Origin of the sequence: Streptomyces sp. NBC_01808 (assembly GCF_035917395.1) — a bacterium.
In the GTDB taxonomy this organism is placed as follows: Bacteria; Actinomycetota; Actinomycetes; order Streptomycetales; family Streptomycetaceae; genus Streptomyces.
On the sequence record NZ_CP109072.1, the window covers coordinates 2,327,442 to 2,344,207 of the forward strand.

The window sequence follows — 16,766 nt, forward strand, 5'->3', positions numbered from 1 at the left end:
CATCACTCTCCCCGGGCGGCCGCGGCATTCGGTTGCCAGGTCATGGTGACCTGGAAGCTTGCCTCCGTCGCCGCCTTCGCCACGACCCAGTTGGCCGTTCCGTTCGCCTTGACGCCGAACGTCACGGTGACCTCGGCGGGACTCAGCTCGGCCAGCCGGTCGAGCACCGTACGGGCCGCCCGCACCGCGGGCTCCACCGCGTCGCGGATACGCCCGGCGAGCTGGTCGGCGCCCACGGGCTGCCAGTCCTCCGTCGGCTCGATCTCGAATCCCACCCGGGTATCCGCGTCCACCTCGTACGAAACCACGTGCGACATGGCAAGACTCCCGCCTCTCGACCCGTGCGCTCCCGCCGAGCACCGCCGCCCGGGCCACCCCTGCACGCACCGCACGCCGAGGCTCCCCGTGCCACGTACGTGTCTGCCCTGATGCCGGGTCAAGGATGCGCGCGACTCGTGTACGCCACACGGAAATCAGCCAGCACCCGGCATGGCACGCACGTCAGACGAAACGTTCCTGCCCTGAGGGACGAACATGGGCGCCTTCGAATAACCCCACCGCAGGACCGCGAGTACCCGGAGTGCCGTCCGTTCCGTTTCGACGGTCACCCGAAGCACCGTCCGTTCAGGATTCGCTGCGCAGGAGTTGAAGATCGTGATCCTCGCCCGCGGCCCCCCGGGCCGGGGCCCGGACTCTGGAGCTGCTCAACGTCCTGGGCACGGAGGCCGCCGACTACCTGCGGTAACGCCTCGTCGGCCCCAGCGAACGCCGCCCGCCGAGCCCCCACACGGGGCAGTCGAGGCTTCAACCGGCCGGTGATGCAGTCGGCATATGCAGGAAACACGCCGGGGAGAGGCTCCTCTCGCACGCCGGTTCCCACCCCACAGGGCCGGACCGTTCCACGAACACGTGGCCGCCGGTCCTCCGCGGGCGGCCGCGGGCAAGGAGGAGACTTTGGCAGGTTCAGCAACCCGCCGGGACTTCCTGCGCTCCGTCGGTGCCGCCGGCGGCGCCGGAGTGCTGTACTCCACGATGAGCGCGCTCGGCCTGGCCCCCGTCGTCGAGGCGGCCGCGACCGAGTTCCGCCCGCCGCAGCGCAGCGACTTCACCCTCTCCGGCCGGGCCGCGGGCTCGGTCATCGTGCTCGGCGCCGGCATCGCGGGGCTGATCACCGCGTACGAGCTGGGCAAGGCGGGCTACGACGTACGGATCCTGGAGGCCCGGAACCGGCCGGGCGGCCGCAACTGGACCGTGCGCGGTGGCACCACCGAGACCGACCTCGACGGACGAACCCAGCACGCGACGTTCTCCAAAGACCAGTACATGAACGCCGGCCCGGCCCGGCTGCCGCAGTCCCACGTCACGCTGGAGTACTGCCGCGAACTGGGCGTGGAGCTTGAGGTCTTCACCAACCAGAACGCGAACGCCTACATCTACCACGAGAACACCGCGGGCTCGCTCGACGGCAAGCCGGTGCGCTGGCGCACCGCCAAGGCCGACGTCTACGGCTACGTCTCCGAGTTGCTGGCCACCGCCACCGACCAGGGCGCCCTGGACAAGGAGCTGACCGCCGACGACAAGGAGCGGCTACTGGCGTTCCTGGAAGAGTTCGGCGGCATAGGAGGGCGCGCGGACGGCTGGGCATACTCCGGCAGCGAACGCCGCGGCTACTCCGTCGAGCCCGGCGCCGGCTTGGAGTCGGGCACCGTTCTCGACCCCGTCCCCTCTCTCTCGGACGTCTTCGCCAGCCGCATCGGCCACCGCTTCACCTTCGAGTTCGGCTACGACCAGGCCATGTTGATGTTCCAGCCCAAGGGCGGCATGGACCGGATACCGCACGCGCTGGCGCGGGCCATCGGCCGCGAGCGGATCGTCTACGGGGCCGAGGCCACCGCCGTCACCGACCGCCCCGACGGCGCGGAAGTCACCTGGCGGGACGTCCGCGGCCGCACCCACACCGAGCGCGCCGACTTCGTCGTCTCCGCAATCCCGCCGATGATCGCCGCCCGGCTCGACCACAACCTGGGCGCCGACGTCACCGCAGCGCTCAGAACTCCCTCTCCCGTCCCCGTGGGCAAGATCGGCCTGGAGTATCGCCGCCGCTGGTGGGAGACAGACGAGCACATCTACGGCGGCATCACCCCGACCGACACCGACCTGGCCACCATCTGGTACCCCTCGTACGGCTACCACGGCCGGCGGGGCACGCTCATCGGCTACTACAACTTCGGGGCGGACGCCGTCGCCTACGGTCGGCTGACGCACGCCGAGCGCGAGGCGCGGGCATTGCGTCAGGGCGTGAGAATCCACGGCGACAAGTACCGCACCGAACTCGCCGCCTCCTTCAGCGTCGCCTGGCACCGCACCCCCTTCATCGAGGGCGGATGGGTCGGCTGGGAGTCGCAGACCGGCCCCGAGTACCGGCGGCTGCTTGAGCCCGCGGGCCACGTGTACTTCACCGGCGACTGGCTCAGCCACGCGATCGCCTGGCAGCACGGAGCCATCACCTCGGCCCGCAAGGTCGTCACCGAACTACACGAGAGGGTGATGCTGGGATGAGCACACCGAAGCGACGCGCCGTGATGCTCACCGCCGCCGGCGCCGGCGGCGCGCTGCTGACCTCCGCCACCGCCTTCGCGGCCGCACGCGGCTGGCGGCCCGGGCCGCGCCAGGTCAAGGTCATGCTGCCGGCCGGGCAGAGCAATCCGGCCATCGCCACCGGCGTGGCGACCGGTGAGTCCGTCGCACTCTACGCCAGCAGTGGACTCGGCCCCGACGCGCTCAACCCGGCCGCTCCGGCGGGTACGCCGGAGCACTGGACGGACCCGTCGATGACCGAGGGCGCCGAGGGCGTCACGGTGACCGAGGCGCAGGCACTGGTGGTGCTGCGCAAGATCTCCGACAACCTCGCCGCGGCCGGACTGGCTCCGGCCGATGTCATCACGATGAAGTGCTATCTGATGAAGCCGCCGCGCGCCGAACTCGCCGACTACGCCGGCTGGAACCGCGCGTACCGGCAGTTCTACGCCAACGTCGACCTGGCCTCGGGCGAAACGGTCCCGGCGCCGATGGGCACCTCGGCGCCGAAGCCGCCGATCCTCGTCAACAGGGCCCGCCCGGCCCGGGCGACCATGGAAGTCGCCTCTCTCGCAGTGCCGGGCTGGCTGGTCGAGGTCGAGGTGACGGCGACCTATCGCACGAAGTGAGGGCGGCACGGAAGTGAGGCACGGGGTGGAGCCGGCTGCGACCGGCTCCACCCCGTCACGTCGCGGAACCGGCCTCGCCCATCGGCTCAGGACGCGCCCACCGCCACCCCGTCGACCACGACGTCCGCGACTGAGTCGTAGAACGCCGGGTAACCGGCGACCGGCGACCGGCGACTGAGTGCCTGAGGTGCGCGCGCCGGGGGTCGGGACCGTCGGCCTGAGCCACGGGCAGGGCCGGGCAGTCCTGGCCCTGCTGCCCGCGTTGCCGGCAGTCGGGAGGATCGAGCTTCACGCGCCGGCGGTGAGCTCAACGACCTGCACAGACGGTAGCCACGAGATCGCACGAATCCTGATCCCCGATCAGCTTGTGGTCAGCCGCCTCGGTCAGCCGCTTCGAGGCCGTGGCGGTCCGCTCCGGCGGGGACCGCCACGGCCTGGCCCTCAGGTGGCGAGCACGACGATCGATACCTCTCGAATGGCCTTCCCCGAGCTGCCGGTCGAGGTGAAGCTGGCCGCCCGGGTCTGACCGGATTGCACACAGGGCCTCCTTTAGCGTGGGGCGATGCCTTTGTCCGTGGAACGGAGCGCCTCGTCGAGGAGGCCCGCGGGCCGGATTCGTCGACGAGTGCGTGCCCTCCGCGCGGAGAACGACGGAGAGCGTGTGCGTCCGCCATGGACGCCGTTCTGTGCGCGCGGGGAAACCGAAGGCGGTTCCCCGGCGGAGTGGACTCGCCGACGACACGCAGCGGCGGCCGGGCGTGCCGCTGGGCACCGGCGGACGAGCCGCCGCCCCGCCGTCCGGCGGGGCTGCTTCGTCGCTGCGTCGTCCGCGTAGGAGCCGGGGTGCAGTCCGGTCCGCTGCGAGCGCCGTACACTCCCTCGATGTCTGCCTCCGGCGCGACTCCGCGATGCGCCATCGTCGAAGCGCTCCTGACGGATCTCCATTCCTCGCCCGTCCGCGTCGTCGCCTGGGAGCGGTTGGAGCCCTGGGCGATCGCGCGTGTGACGCTCCGTGGCATCGCCGCTCTGCGGACCGTCGTCGTCAAGTGGGTACGTGACCGGCCGGGCTCCACTCGCACCGAGCCCTGGCGCCTGCATACCGAGGTGGCTGCACTCCGTCATCTCTCCGACGACCTCGGTCTGGCGCTCGCCCCGCGCGTCCTCGCCGCCGACCTTTCCGGCGGGCTCGTCGTGTTGGAGGACCTGGCCCCGCGCACCGCGCTCGACGGACTTCTCCGCCGGGACGGCGCCGCCGCCCACGCCGACCGCCTGGCCGCGTTCGCCCGCGCCCGCGGTGAACTCGGCGCGTCGACCGCCGGCCACGCCGGCAGATACCTCCTGCGACGGACGTCCCTCGGGCCTGCGGACCCGGCGGCGGCCGACACGGCCCGGTTCGCCCGGCTCCGGAACCGGGCACCTGGTCAAGCCGCGGCGCTCGGTGTGCCCCTCGCCGGGCGAGTCGCGACCGAACTCGATGCCGTTCTCACCGAGTTGAGCGACCCCGGCCCGTTCGGCGCGCTCAGCAACGGCGACGCGGAGACCAACAACGTCCTCGTCCACGAGTCGGGCGCCGCCGACGCCCGTCTCATCGACTTCGAGTCGGCCGCCTACACCCACGCCCTCCTCGACGCGGTCTGCCTCCACGTACCGGGCCCCGCGTGGATGACCGTCGGCGACCCCGTCGCCACCGGACTCGCCGACCACCACCGCCACGCCCTCGCCCGCGGCGTGCCCGAAGCCGAGGACGACCGGCGGTACGGAACCGGGCTGGCGGCGGCCTGTCTGTTCTGGGCGATCGCCCGCCTGCAACGGTTCGGCGCACTCGACGTCCGCGTACAGGGGGACCCCAGCCGCCCCCAACTCATCGAGACACTGGAGGCCGCGGCCCGTACCGCCGAGCACCGTTGCGCCTTCCCCCACCTCGCCGGCTGGACCCGCCGCACCGCAGCCCTGCTGCGCCACCGCTGGCCAGACGCGGACCTGGACCTCACCGACCCCGTCGCGTTCCCGCCGTACACACCGCGCCACCCCTGACGCGCAAAGCCCCGCCGGAGCAAGCCCGCGACTACAGCGGCGCATGCGTGCAGCCTGAGATCGCTGGGGAGTCGGGAGTCTTGCTCGCCCACAGACGCCGGATGCCGGCCAACCGGCCGGGCTCATGATCTCTGCGGCTGCCGGGGGACGGACGCCGACGGGAGTTCAGCAGGAAATCCCTGGTCGAAACGATCCTTCGGGGGAGGATCTGGGTGGGGCGGGTGGGACTCGAACCCACGGCCGACGGATTATGAGTCCGTTGCTCTAACCGGCTGAGCTACCGCCCCGTACGGCGCGTCACGTACAGATGTGCGCGCCGTCTGCCGCAGCATAGCCGCTCATACGATCTGTCGCCCGGAGACCCCCTCGCCGGGGTGGGGCCGGGCCGCTGCGCATGCCCGGAAAGACGCGGCTGGACCGCTTCCGGTTCCGGGGGGCGGCGGTGGGCCGACAGGGTCGTACGGGCAGAAAGGGGCGAAGGCCCCTTTCGGGGCCTTCGCGTACCTGCTCCCCCGACTGGACTCGAACCAGTAACCTGCCGGTTAACAGCCGGCTGCTCTGCCGATTGAGCTACGGAGGACTGCTCCGCACGGAGGCCCTTCCGGCTCCCGGGGGGCGCTCCTGTGCTGCTCGCCATACATTAGCGCATGGCTGGGTCCGCTCCGAAATCGGTATTCACCCCTCCCCTCCTCCGGGTACCCGTACCGGTGACAGCAGGGTGGAACAGCCCAGTCGAGGAAGTCCGAGGGAAGGTGGAGACCATGCGGTACCGGGTGAGCTTCGTTGCGGGGATCGCCGTCGGGTACGTCCTGGGCAGTCGGGCCGGACGCGAGCGCTACGAGCAGTTGCGGAAGGCGGCGCAGCAGTTCAGCGAGTCCCCCGCGGTGCGCAACGCCGCCGAGGCCGCCGCGCTGACCAGCCGGGACGCCGTGACCAAGGCGGCGAGCACGCTCTCCACGAAGTTCGCGGACGTGGTGCCGGAGAACGTCGCCTCGCGCGTGCACTTCCTCGGGAACGGGCACGCCAACGGCAGCCGCGGCCGGCGCGAGGAGTCCGACGACTGGGGTACGACGAACACCTGACCCCGGCCCCGCCCGCCTGGCGCGCACCGGTTCGAGCCGGCGCCGCGCCCGGCGGGCCGGATCCCGTCCGTCCCGCCGGCCGAATGCCCGCCGGTGCCCGAGCGGCCCCCCGGATAGGGCATCATCTGCGGCATGGGGATAGTCGCCGGTCTGGACAGCTCGCCTGAAGGCACCAACATCGTCGTCTGCGACGCCGACACCGGCGCGGTACTCAAGCAGGGCTACGCCCCGCACCCGGTGTCCGAGTCCGTGGACGAGACGGCGGCATACGAGGCCGACCCGCAGACGTGGCTCCTCTCGCTCGGCGAGGCCGCGGACGGCGGCGTGCTGGAGGGCGTGCAGGCCATCGGCGTCGCCGCCCAGCAGCACGCGGTCATCCCGCTGGACGCCGCGGGCGCGCCCGTACGCCACGCGCTCACCGGCAACGACAAGCGGGCCCAGGGCGCCGCCGCCGACCTCGCCGGCGAGCTGGGCGGCCGGGCGGCGTGGGCGGAGGCCGTCGGCGCCGTGCCGGACGCGAAGCTGCCCGTCACCAAGCTGCGCCGGTTCGCCGCCACCGAGCCCGACCACGCCAAGCGCACCGCGCAGCTCATGACCCCGCACGACTGGCTGGTGTGGCAGTTGCTCGGCAAGCCCGCCCGCCGCACCACCGACCGCGGCTCCGCCTCCACCACCGGCTACTGGTCCGCGCACGCCGGCGAGTGGCGCCGCGACCTCGTCGAGCTGGCCCTCGGCCACGAGGCCGGGCTGCCGGAGGTGCTCGGCCCCGCCGAGGCCGCCGGGCGCACGCCCGAGGGGCTGCTGATCTCCGCCGGCACCGGCGAGACCATGGCCGCCGTCTTCGGCCTCGGCCTCGGCACCGGCGACGCGGTCGTCACCCTCGGCGCCTCCGGTGCGGTCTACGCCGTCCACGACGCGGCACTGCCCGACGCCGGCGGCACCATCACCGCGCTCGCCGACGCCACCGGCATGCACCTGCCGGTCGTCCACACCCTCAACGCCGTCCGCGCCCTGCGCGGCGCCGCCGAACTGCTGGGCCTGGCGCCGACCGACCTGGAGCGGCTCTCCGAGCTGGCGCTGAACTCCACGCCCGGCGCCCACGGGCTCGTACTCCTGCCGTACCTCGACGGCGAGCGGACCCCGAGCCTGCCCCAGACCGCGGGCTCCCTGCACGGCCTGCGCCGCGAGAGCATGCGCCCCGAGCACCTGGCGCGCGCGGCCTTCGAGGGCATGCTGTGCGGCCTCGCGGACGCGCTGGAGGTGCTGCGCGCCCGGGGCGTGAGCGTGCGCCGCGTCTTCCTCCTCGGCGCCGCGGCGGGCCTCCCGGCGGTGCAGGCGCTGGCGCCGGCGATCTTCCAGGCGCAGGTCGTGGTCCCGGCGTCCGCGGACTACGCGGCCCTCGGCGCGGCCCGGCAGGCGGCGTGGGCGCTGGGGGTGGCGGAGGGCCGGCTCGGCGCGGACGCACCTCCGGTGTGGGAGACGGGGCCGCACGAGACGTTCGAGGCGGACGAGGAGCAGGCCCTGGGCCAGGCGGTGCGGCAGCAGTACGCGGCGGTACGGGAGTCGGTGTACCCCGGTGCGCTGGGCCTTGCGGCCGGCACGGCGGGTGCGGCGGCGGCCGGGGACACGGCCGGCGGGGAGCCGGGGCCCGGGCAGCCCGGGTCGGAGGACCAGGAGCAGCGGGCGGGGCAGGAAGTGCCGCAGAGCTGAGTGAACCGCCCGCCCGTCAGGCCGGGTCGCCGCAGAGGAGGGGCAAGGGGGTCTCGTCCGGGGCGCCCGGCGTGAAGCCGACGGTGGGGCTCGGGGTCCAGGTGCCGGCCTCGTAGCGGACCGTGCGGAGCGCCAGCGCGTGGTCGCCGCCCTCGCGGGCGACGAACACCTCGTTGTACCCGTTGCGCTCGTCCGACTCCCGGCTGCCCAGCGCCGGGGCGCCCGCGATGCGGGTGGTCCAGGGGCGGGCCGTGCCCAGCAGCCGCTCGGCCGCGGTGAAGCCCAGGTGGGTGTGGCCGTGCAGGACCAGGGACGTGGCGGCCTCCGCCATGGTCCACTTCGCCTGGCCCGCGTTGACCACCCCCGAGTACGGGGCGATCTCCACCGCCGGCACCGGCGACAGCGGGTGGTGCAGGGCGGCCAGGGTGACGTAGCCCGGTTCGCGCGTCAGCCGGTCGAGTACGCCCCGGGCGATGACGCCGGGGTCGTGGCGCTCGAATTCCAGCACGATCCGGCGTACGGCGTCCTCGTCCGCCGCGTCCGCCGCCGCCACGTACGTCTCCCGGAACCGCTCCAGCCGCTCGCGGTCCCGGTCGTGCGCCGGCTCGCCGCCGGACTCGGCGGTGCCGAGGAGCGCCACCCGCAGTCCGGCGTCCGGATAGGTGACGTAGACGCGGCGGGCCGCGGTGTCGGGCTCGTGCAGGTCGGGGTGCGGGTAGCCGGCGAAGACCCGGGCGAACCAGCGGTGCCGCGCCTGCGGGTCCTCGTCCAGGCACAGCTCCCACGACACGTCGTGGTTGCCGCCGGTGAGGAGCACCCGCGGGTCGCCGGGGCGCAGGTCGGCGTGGCCGGCGAGCAGGTCCTCCAGCGCGCGCAGCCAGGCGAGGGCCGTCTCGCCGTCGGCGTCGACGGGCCGGTTGACGAGGTCGCCGGTGGCGATGATCAGGTGCGGCGCCCGGCCCTGGTCGGCGAGTTGGCGCACGTGGTCCAGGTACGCGTCCAGCGGCGAGCCCGCGCCCGCGAGTTCGGCGAGCCGCTGCCCGGCCTGCGAGGTGTCCTTGGCGTCCACGTTGGCGCGCAGCCCGCCGCCGTGGTGGAGGTCGGTGACGTGGTGGATGCGGAGCACGTCGGGCAGGTGCCGGACGAGCACGGGGTCGTCGGCGGGCGGCGTGTGCGCGGCCCGTACGGCGATCTCCACGCCCGCGTCGTGCCACCGCCGCGCCCGCAGCGCCGCCCGGTGCTCGGGGGCGAGGCCGTCGTGGAACCACTGCGGCACGTACTGGTGCCGGCCGCACGCCTCCTCGTACGCGGCCGTCGCCAGCCGCGCCGCGTCGGCGCGGAGCGCGGGGTGCTCCTCGGCGGTCTGCAGGGCGAGTTCGAGGAGGAACGGCGTCTGCAGCCAGGCGGGCTCCGCCGCCCGCAGCAGCTCGACGACCGCGGGCGCCCACTCCGGGGCGCGGGCGGCCATGCGCGCGCACTCGCCGTCGGTCATCCGGGGCGGGCGGAGCACGTCCTTGGGCGCGTCGGCGCCGAGGTGCGGGGCGAGCAGCAACTGCTCGGCGGGGGTGGCGAAGACGACGGGCACGGCGCCCGCGTCCCGTACCTGCTCAAGCCCCGCGGCCAGCGCCGCGGGGTCGACGCCGCCCAGGGCGGTCCTGGTGGGCGCGCCCGGCGCGGCCGGGGTGTTCCGCGTACGGGTCCGGGCGCCGTTCTCCGCGCCCCGCGCCACCGCCGGTTCGTCGACGAGCACCACGCACCCCGGCGCCACCCGCGGCGCCTGCTTGCCGCCCGTCAGGCACCCGAGCCCGCTGCGCCGCACCGCCTCGGCCGTCGAGCGCAGGTCGACCCGGAGCGACGGCCGCTCCGCCCGGGCCCGTTCGACGGCGCGCGCCAGCCACGTCTTGCCCGCCCGCCGGGGCAGCTCCACCAGCCACGCGGCGGAGTTGGGCAGTTGGCCCTCGACCAGGGGGCGCGCCCAGCCGGGCACGTGGTCGCCGGGGAACCGGACATCCAGCTCGGGCTGGTAGGCCCGGCTCGGCCGGAAGCGGCTCATGGGGCTTGCTCCTCATCGGTTCGGGGGCCCTCGGCCCGCGGCTCTTCTCCCGGCGGCTCGCGCCGTCCCCCGCCCCGTAACGACTCGTCCCGCAGCGACACCTGGCTCAGCGCGATCCAGTCGAAGAACGGCCGGTCCGCCAGCCACACGTCGCCCGGCCGCAGCAGCCCCACGTCGCGCAGCTCCATCCGCTGCGCCGGCGCCGGCTCCGGCGGCGGCGCGCCGGGCGTGTGCAGCAGCGCGGCGCGGCCCGCGGGGCCGATCTCCGCCCAGCGGGACTGGAACTGCTCGCTGCGCCCGATCAGCAGCTCCTGCCTGCACAGCTCTTCGAGCGCGGGACCGCTCGTCAGCGGGCGGCGGTCGTCCGCCTGCACGGCCCGTACGACCGCGTCGCCCATCACCTGGAGGTAGAACGGCCAGGTGCCGACCAGGGCGAGGATCCGCGCGCCCGCGCGGTCGGGGGCGATGTCGACGCCGAGGTTCGCGGCGGTGCCGGTGAGGAAGGCCAGCGCGTGCGGCTCGCCGAGGGGGCCGAGGATGCGCTTGTCGACGTCGTTGCCGAAGCTGGAGCCGGGGGCGGTGAGCGCGGAGCGGACGACGGTCTGCCAGTCCTTCTCGGTGCCGGTGTAGACGAGCCACGCGCCGGCCTGGCCGAGGTCGCGCAGCCAGGAGACGGCCGCGGGGTGGTACTCGGCGAGCCGGCCGACCTCGTCGAGCAGGAACGCCTCCCGGTCGGCGCGCGCCGCGCGGTCGGCGGCCCGGGTGAGCAGCGCCTCGGCGGGGCTGGTCGCGCCGCGGACGGCGGGGTCGAGGAGGGCGGCGAGCTGGTCGGAGCTGTCGACGGGGCTGGCGCGGTGCGGGACGGTGAGCTTGCGGACCTGTCCTGCGCCGTCCGCGACGAGGCGCCGCTCCAGCTCGCCGAGCACCCACGTCTTGCCCGCCCGGCGCGGGCCGAGCAGTGCGACGGAGGTGCCGGTGGCGTACCGGTCGCGCAGCCACGCCAGCTCCGCTTCGCGGCCCACGGGCCGGCCCGTACCGCCGCCGACGTGGAAGCGGTCGGCGGCCAGGTCCAGCGCGTCGACCCGGAACGGCCGCCGCGTGGAGGGCACTCCGGCGTCCCGCTGCCGCGCCGCGGCGCCGATCCGCGCCAGCGCCTCGGCCTGGCCGCGGGCGGTCTCCGCACCGCCTGGGAGCAGCGCGATCTGCACGACGTCTCTGCCTTCGGCGTAAAGCACTCGTCCCGGCGGCATGCGACCAGGCACCAGCCAGGTCCTGATGCCCGCGTCCAGATAGTCCGTCTCGTCGGCCTGCCGCAGCACAAGCAGGTTCGCCGCCGCCGCCCGGATCCGGCCGTGAAGCACCTGCGGCCCGCCCACGACGACCGGGCAAACCCCGACCCGCGGGCCCTCCCGGCAGAGCCGCAGGAAGTCATCGACGGGCTTGCCGTAGTCGACGTCCTGCATCGCGTCGGTGAAGCCCTCCCAGCCGTCCACGAACACCAGCAGGTACGGCAGCCGCAGGTGCGACGCCACCGCCTGCCGCTGGGCAGGGACGTCGGCGAACGCCCCCGCGGCCAGCTCCGACTGCCGGACCCGCACAGTGGTGGTGAGCCGGTCCAGCAGCCGGGTCAGCCGGTCACGTTCGTTGCGGGAGACAACCGCGCCGCAGTGCGGCAGTTCGGTGAGCGCCTGGAGGGCGCCGGTGCCGCAGTCGATGCCGTAGAGGTGCACGTCGGCGCTGCTGTGCTGGCGGGCGACGGAGCCGGCGACGGTGCGCAGGAGCTGCGAGCGCCCGCTGCGCGGGCCGCCCGCGGCGAGCAGCGGCATTGTCGCGAGGTCAAGTGTGGCGACTGTCTGGAATCGGTTCTCGGGCATGTCCGCGAGGCCGATGGGTACGGGCATGCGGTCACGCCCATGCTCGGGCAGGTCCGTCTCGGCCAGCGGCGCGCCGAGCCGGATCACGTCGGCGAGCGGCGGCGGCAGGAACGCGGGCGGGCGGGGGATGCCGAGGACGGTGGCGGCGGCGTCGAGTTGGTCGACCAGGCTGGTGAGGTCCGTCATGCCGGCGGGCTCGGACTCCACGCGCAGCGAGCCGCTGTCTTCCGGGTCGCCGTGCGCGTCGCGCACCCGCACGTCCGACCAGTGCTCGGGCTCGGGCGCGTGGCGGATACCGACGCGCGCGGTGCGCAGGCGCACGAGGGTCTCCGCCCCGGTGCGCACGTACGCGGCCCCGGGCTCCGACTTGCCGAGCCAGGCCGCGTCCGGCTCGTCGATCACGTCCGTGCTCTCGTTCCGGTCCACGAGGCGCAGCGCGATCCGCAGGTTGGTGTTGGCCCGGATGGCGGGGGTCACCACGCCGCCGGGGCGCTGGGTGGCGAGCACGAGGTGCACGCCCAGGGAGCGGCCGCGCCGGGCGATATCCACGAGGCCGCTGATGAAGTCGGGGAACTCCCGGGTGAGCGAGGCGAACTCGTCCACGACGAGCACCATCCGCGGCAGTGGTTCCGGTGCACGCACGTCGCCGGCACGGAAGAGGTCGGCGTAGTCGCCGATGTCGCGTACTCCTGTCCTCGTCAGCAGTTCACTGCGCCTCCGTAGCTCGGCGGCGAGTCCGATGAGGGTGCGTTCGACGAGGTACGTGTCGAAGTCGACGATGACGTCGACTGTGTGCGGTAATCGGGCGCAGTCGGCGAACGCGCCGCCGCCTTTGTAGTCCACCAGCACGAACGACAAGGCGTCGGGCGGGTGGTTGGCGGCCATGGAGGCGATCCAAGTGCGTAGGAACTCCGTCTTGCCGGAGCCGGTCGTGCCGGCGACGAGGGCGTGAGGGCCGTCGCGTACGAGGTCGATGGCGACCGGCACGCCCTGGGATTCGCCGATCGGAGCGGAGAGCCCGTGGGAGGGGCGCGCCCATCGCCGTCGCTGCACGTCCATCTCGAACAGCGGCAGGTCGAGCAGGTCGAGCAGCCGAGGGCTGTCCGGCTCCGCGGAGACGGTGGGGGCGCGCAGGGGCGCGAGAATGCGGGCGAGGCGGTCGGTCTGTGCGCGATCGGCCCAGTGCACGTGCCAGCCCTCGTATAGGCGGCCTCCCTTCTGCAGCAGCGGGGAGGAAGGGTCGGCATCAAACACCACGCGGCACTCGGGCCCCAGCCGGTCGGTGGACTCCAGACAGATCACGAACACTCCGTACTCAGGCCCGCGCTGGAGCAGTTCTGTGACCCCCGGCAACGTGCGAAGATCGCGGGCGCCGTCTAGGACCAGCACGGCCGCGGTGGGCCGGGGAGTCCCAGGCCGGGCGGAGCCGCGGCTGAGTAGGTCGGCGATGTGCCGGGCCGACGACCCGGCGTCGTAGCTCACACGAGGGCCTGCGGGGGTGTCGGGGAGCAAGCGGAGGAAGTCCCAAACGTCGCGCTGTCGGTCGGAGGTCAGGACGCGTACGTCGACATCAGCCGGGCTGTGCGTGGCCAGGACATGGGCGACGAGCCAGGCGCCGACCTGGCCCGCCGCGTGCCACTCCACGACGCCGAGGACCCCGATGCCCGGCAGGTCCACTGTGACCGGCTCGTACCGGATCTCCTCGTTGTGGTTGAACAAGTAGCCCAATTCAATGCGGAGGAACTCCTCGTCTTGCGGGGCGCGGTGCCACAGCTCGGCCGTGTCCGTAAGCAGCCAGCGGGGGTTCATGGCCCTCTGCGCATGTCCCGGTGGGGTGCGCTGGCCACGCCGCCTGCCCGGCAGCAGCCGTCGCCATCCGCTGCGCTCGGGCTTCGCACCATCTACCTCGTCCCGGCGGCGGGAGACGTACAGCGTGCCGCCGTCGCGCGGTTCCGCGAGGCCCTTCTTGACAAGTGCGCGGTGGATGGCCTGCGGCGTGAGGTGACTCCGCTCCGGGTCCGCCGGCGGTGCGCCCAGCCAGAGCCGGGTGCCGGGGCGTACGGGCACGTCCGCGAGCATGGCATCGAGCGGCAGTTCGGTGGCGTCGTCGAGGAAGAGCGGTTCCGTTCCTGACGCGAGTCCGCACCATTGGCCGAGCCGCCGCGACACCAGAGCCACCGGCGCGATGTCCGGCGCCTCCAGCACCACGTCCAGCTCGGTGCCGTCGGGCAGTACGACCGTCAGCATCCGTTCCGTGGCCACCCGCGCCTCACGCCCCCGCGCCCGTCGGCGGCCCCGCGCTGTCCTGCAACTGCTGGGCCGTCGCGCGGAACTCGTTCAGCCACTCGGCCGTCTCCGACTCGACCTGCCGCCGTACGGCCTCCACCAGCGACGTCAGCAGCGCGAGCCGGCGTTCCAGCGCCGCCGGGTCGAGGGTGTCACCCGATGCGGCCCCATCCGCCGCGCGGAGCTGTTCGGCCGCCCAGGCCATGCGGAAGTCGTTCAGCTCCGCGCGCAGCGCCTGCGCCGCAGTGATGTCGCGCATCCAGCCGGACGACAGCCCGAAGAAGTGGTCGAACCCCTTGCAGCCCGCCGCCAGCGCCAGCAGCACGTAGCCCCAGCCCTGCGGCGGGCCGCCGGAGACGACGCTCGCCAGCGGGATCAGCGCGCCGGCGACGGCGAGGAGGATCGTCAGTGCGCTGATGACGCGGGAGCCGCGGCGCTTGAGGCGCTTGTCGTCGAGATACCACTCGATGGCGTCCTCGGCCTCGTGCTCGGCCCAGGTGCGCAGTTCCCGCAGGATCTCGGCCTGCCCGCCCGCCTGTTCGAGCGCTGCGCCCGGGAAGGGGCGGCTCCGCAGGTCGCGGCGTCTCCCCCGGCCGCCCCCGGCACCCGGCCTCCCCGTCTCCCGACCCGGCATCAACTGCCTCCGCACTCGCCCCAGTCCAGCTCACCGAGGCTATCGGCAACCGGCGGGCCGGGGCGCGGCGGACGGGAGGAACCCGCCACCCGAAAGGGCGTGCACCCGGTGCGTACGGCACGGGCGTTCCCCCGCTCCGTACGCACCGGGTGCTCCCCCGGTCCGTACCGCTCAGGACTCCCCGGCCGACCACCACACCGTGGTGTCCGCCGGCAGCTCCACCTCGCCCCCGCCCGAGTCGCCCGGCTCACCGCCGGCCCCCTCCGCGCTCGCCAGCAGCAGCCGTCCCGCCGGGACCGTGATCCGCACCGCCGCGCCCGTGGTGTTCGCCGAGCAGACGAACGCCGCGCCCCCCGACTCCCGCCGGAACAGCAGCACCCCGTCCGGTGCCGGCAGCCACTCCACCGTGTCCCCCGCGCCCAGCGCCGGGTGCGCCCGGCGTACCGCCAGCGCCGTGCGGTACAGCTCCAGCGTCGAGCCCGGCGTGCCCGTCTGCGCCTCGACGCTCAGTTCGCCCCACCCGGCCGGCTGCGGCAGCCAACTGCCGCCCTCCCCGAAGCCGTACGAACTCCCCGTCACCGTCCACGGGATCGGCACCCGGCACCCGTCGCGGAACCCGTCCTGCCCCGCACCGCGCGCGAACGCCGGGTCCTGCCGCACCTCGTCGGGCAGGTCGGTGACGTCCGGCAGGCCCAGTTCCTCGCCCTGGTAGAGGTACGCGGAGCCGGGCAGCGCGAGCATCAGCAGCGTCGCGGCGCGGGCGCGGCGCAGCCCGCGGACGGGGTCGCCGGCGGACCGCAACTGGGTGCCCAGGCCCGCCGGGTTGGCGAAGCGGGTGGTGTGGCGGGTGACGTCGTGGTTGGACAGCACCCAGGTCGCGGGCGCGCCGACGGGGCGCATGGCGGCCAGCGAGGCGTCGATGACGGGGCGCAGCTCGGCGGCGTCCCAGTAGGTGCCGAGGTACTGGAAGTTGAACGCCTGGTGCAGCTCGTCGGGGCGGACGTAGTTGGCCGTGCGCTCGACGGTCGGCGTCCACGCCTCGGCCACGGCGATGCGCCGGCCGGGGTACTCCTCCAGGACGCGCCGCCAGCTCCGGTAGATGTCGTGCACGCCGTCCTGGTCGAAGAACGGCATGGCGGCGTTGCCGAGCAGCCCGAGCTGGTCGGATCCGCCGATGTCGGGCAGCCCGGCGGCCTTGACCAGGCCGTGGGCGACGTCGACGCGGAAGCCGTCGACGCCCATGTCGAGCCAGAAGCGCAGGATGGAGCGGAACTCGTCGGCGACCGCCGGGTGCTCCCAGTCGAAGTCGGGCTGCTCGGGGGCGAAGAGGTGCAGGTACCACTCGCCGTCCGGGACGCGGGTCCAGGCGGGGCCGCCGAAGATGGACTCCCAGTCGTTGGGCGGCAGTTCGCCGTTCGCGCCCTTTCCGGGGCGGAAGTGGTAGCGGGCGCGCAGCGGGGATCCGGGGCCCTCGCGCAGAGCGCGGCGGAACCACTCGTGGCGGTCGGAGGAGTGGTTGGGCACGACGTCCACGATGATCCGCAGGCCCAGTTCGTGGGCGTCGCGGATGAGGGCGTCGGCGTCGTGGAGGGTGCCGTAGACGGGGTCGATGGCGCGGTAGTCGGCGACGTCGTAGCCGCCGTCCGCCTGCGGGGAGGCGTAGAACGGGCTGAGCCACACCGCGTCGACGCCGAGCTGCGCGAGGTACGGCAGCCGGGCGCGGATGCCGGGCAGGTCGCCGGTGCCGTCGCCGTCGCCGTCGGCGAAGCTGCGCGGGTAGACCTGGTAGATCACGGCGTCGCGCCACCAGTCGAGGGCGTCGGCGGAGTCTGCGGCCGTACGGGCGGCCAGGTGCTGGGTCATGTCTTCCCCGGGTCGTCGGTGGGC

At 74.0% G+C, this 16,766-nt stretch carries 10 protein-coding genes and 2 tRNA genes; 5 read left to right on the forward strand and 7 right to left on the reverse strand.

Annotated elements, in window-relative coordinates; all coding sequences use genetic code 11:
- Positions 1–2: 2 nt before the first annotated feature.
- A complete protein-coding gene (locus tag OG946_RS09900; RefSeq protein WP_326795765.1) occupies positions 3–317 on the reverse strand; it encodes a CU044_2847 family protein in 315 nt (104 codons plus the stop codon).
- A gap of 715 nt (positions 318–1,032) precedes the next feature.
- Here OG946_RS09900 and OG946_RS09905 point away from each other — a divergent pair.
- The 3 genes from OG946_RS09905 (at position 1,033) to OG946_RS09915 (ending at position 5,240) form a co-directional block, all read left to right on the forward strand.
- The gene (locus OG946_RS09905; RefSeq protein ID WP_326800197.1) at positions 1,033–2,559 is read left to right on the forward strand and encodes a flavin monoamine oxidase family protein; all 1,527 of its coding nucleotides are present in this window, start codon (positions 1,033–1,035) and stop codon (positions 2,557–2,559) included.
- Complete coding sequence (locus tag OG946_RS09910; RefSeq protein ID WP_326795766.1) at positions 2,556–3,206, forward strand: Rid family hydrolase; 651 nt, start codon at positions 2,556–2,558, stop codon at positions 3,204–3,206. The genes OG946_RS09905 and OG946_RS09910 overlap by 4 nt, the downstream gene beginning before the upstream one ends.
- Positions 3,207–4,088: 882 nt before the next feature.
- Positions 4,089–5,240 carry a hypothetical protein gene (locus tag OG946_RS09915; RefSeq protein ID WP_326795767.1) on the forward strand — a complete coding sequence of 384 codons (1,152 nt, stop codon included), beginning with the start codon at positions 4,089–4,091 and terminating at the stop codon, positions 5,238–5,240.
- Between the two features lie 213 nt (positions 5,241–5,453).
- On the opposite strand, the gene OG946_RS09920 is transcribed toward OG946_RS09915, so the two are convergent.
- A tRNA-Ile gene (locus tag OG946_RS09920) sits at positions 5,454–5,527 on the reverse strand.
- Between the two features lie 220 nt (positions 5,528–5,747).
- Positions 5,748–5,820, reverse strand: a tRNA-Asn gene (locus OG946_RS09925).
- A gap of 181 nt (positions 5,821–6,001) precedes the next feature.
- Here OG946_RS09925 and OG946_RS09930 point away from each other — a divergent pair.
- Both OG946_RS09930 and OG946_RS09935 read left to right on the forward strand, forming a co-directional pair.
- Entirely contained in the window at positions 6,002–6,322 is a 321-nt protein-coding gene (locus tag OG946_RS09930) for a hypothetical protein (protein ID WP_101426609.1), read from the forward strand.
- A 132-nt stretch (positions 6,323–6,454) separates the two neighbouring features.
- A complete protein-coding gene (locus OG946_RS09935) occupies positions 6,455–8,032 on the forward strand; it encodes a xylulokinase (protein ID WP_326795768.1) in 1,578 nt (525 codons plus the stop codon).
- 16 nt (positions 8,033–8,048) lie between these two features.
- On the opposite strand, the gene OG946_RS09940 is transcribed toward OG946_RS09935, so the two are convergent.
- The 4 genes from OG946_RS09940 to OG946_RS09955 all read right to left on the reverse strand — a co-directional run bounded on the left by OG946_RS09940 (position 8,049) and on the right by OG946_RS09955 (position 16,742).
- Entirely contained in the window at positions 8,049–10,085 is a 2,037-nt protein-coding gene (locus tag OG946_RS09940) for a metallophosphoesterase family protein (RefSeq protein ID WP_326795769.1), read from the reverse strand.
- Positions 10,082–14,221, reverse strand: a complete 4,140-nt coding sequence (locus OG946_RS09945; protein ID WP_326795770.1) for an FtsK/SpoIIIE domain-containing protein — start codon at positions 14,219–14,221, stop codon at positions 10,082–10,084. The genes OG946_RS09940 and OG946_RS09945 overlap by 4 nt, the downstream gene beginning before the upstream one ends.
- Before the next feature lie 7 nt (positions 14,222–14,228).
- Positions 14,229–14,879 carry an SLATT domain-containing protein gene (locus OG946_RS09950; RefSeq protein ID WP_326795771.1) on the reverse strand — a complete coding sequence of 217 codons (651 nt, stop codon included), beginning with the start codon at positions 14,877–14,879 and terminating at the stop codon, positions 14,229–14,231.
- A gap of 171 nt (positions 14,880–15,050) precedes the next feature.
- Positions 15,051–16,742 (reverse strand): glycoside hydrolase family 13 protein, encoded by a 1,692-nt coding sequence (locus OG946_RS09955; protein WP_326795772.1) that lies wholly within the window; start codon positions 16,740–16,742, stop codon positions 15,051–15,053.
- Positions 16,743–16,766: the final 24 nt, after the last annotated feature.

Bases quoted from the DNA above. Each gene is read 5' to 3' on its own strand.
- OG946_RS09935 (WP_326795768.1), top strand. From the start codon at position 6,455: ATGGGGATAGTCGCCGGTCTGGACAGCTCGCCTGAAGGCACCAACATC.
- OG946_RS09930 (WP_101426609.1), top strand. From the start codon at position 6,002: ATGCGGTACCGGGTGAGCTTCGTTGCGGGGATCGCCGTCGGGTACGTC.
- OG946_RS09900 (WP_326795765.1), bottom strand. From the start codon at position 317: ATGTCGCACGTGGTTTCGTACGAGGTGGACGCGGATACCCGGGTGGGA.
- OG946_RS09915 (WP_326795767.1), top strand. From the start codon at position 4,089: ATGTCTGCCTCCGGCGCGACTCCGCGATGCGCCATCGTCGAAGCGCTC.
- OG946_RS09910 (WP_326795766.1), top strand. From the start codon at position 2,556: ATGAGCACACCGAAGCGACGCGCCGTGATGCTCACCGCCGCCGGCGCC.
- OG946_RS09950 (WP_326795771.1), bottom strand. From the start codon at position 14,879: ATGCCGGGTCGGGAGACGGGGAGGCCGGGTGCCGGGGGCGGCCGGGGG.
- OG946_RS09905 (WP_326800197.1), top strand. From the start codon at position 1,033: ATGAGCGCGCTCGGCCTGGCCCCCGTCGTCGAGGCGGCCGCGACCGAG.
- OG946_RS09940 (WP_326795769.1), bottom strand. From the start codon at position 10,085: ATGAGCCGCTTCCGGCCGAGCCGGGCCTACCAGCCCGAGCTGGATGTC.
- OG946_RS09955 (WP_326795772.1), bottom strand. From the start codon at position 16,742: ATGACCCAGCACCTGGCCGCCCGTACGGCCGCAGACTCCGCCGACGCC.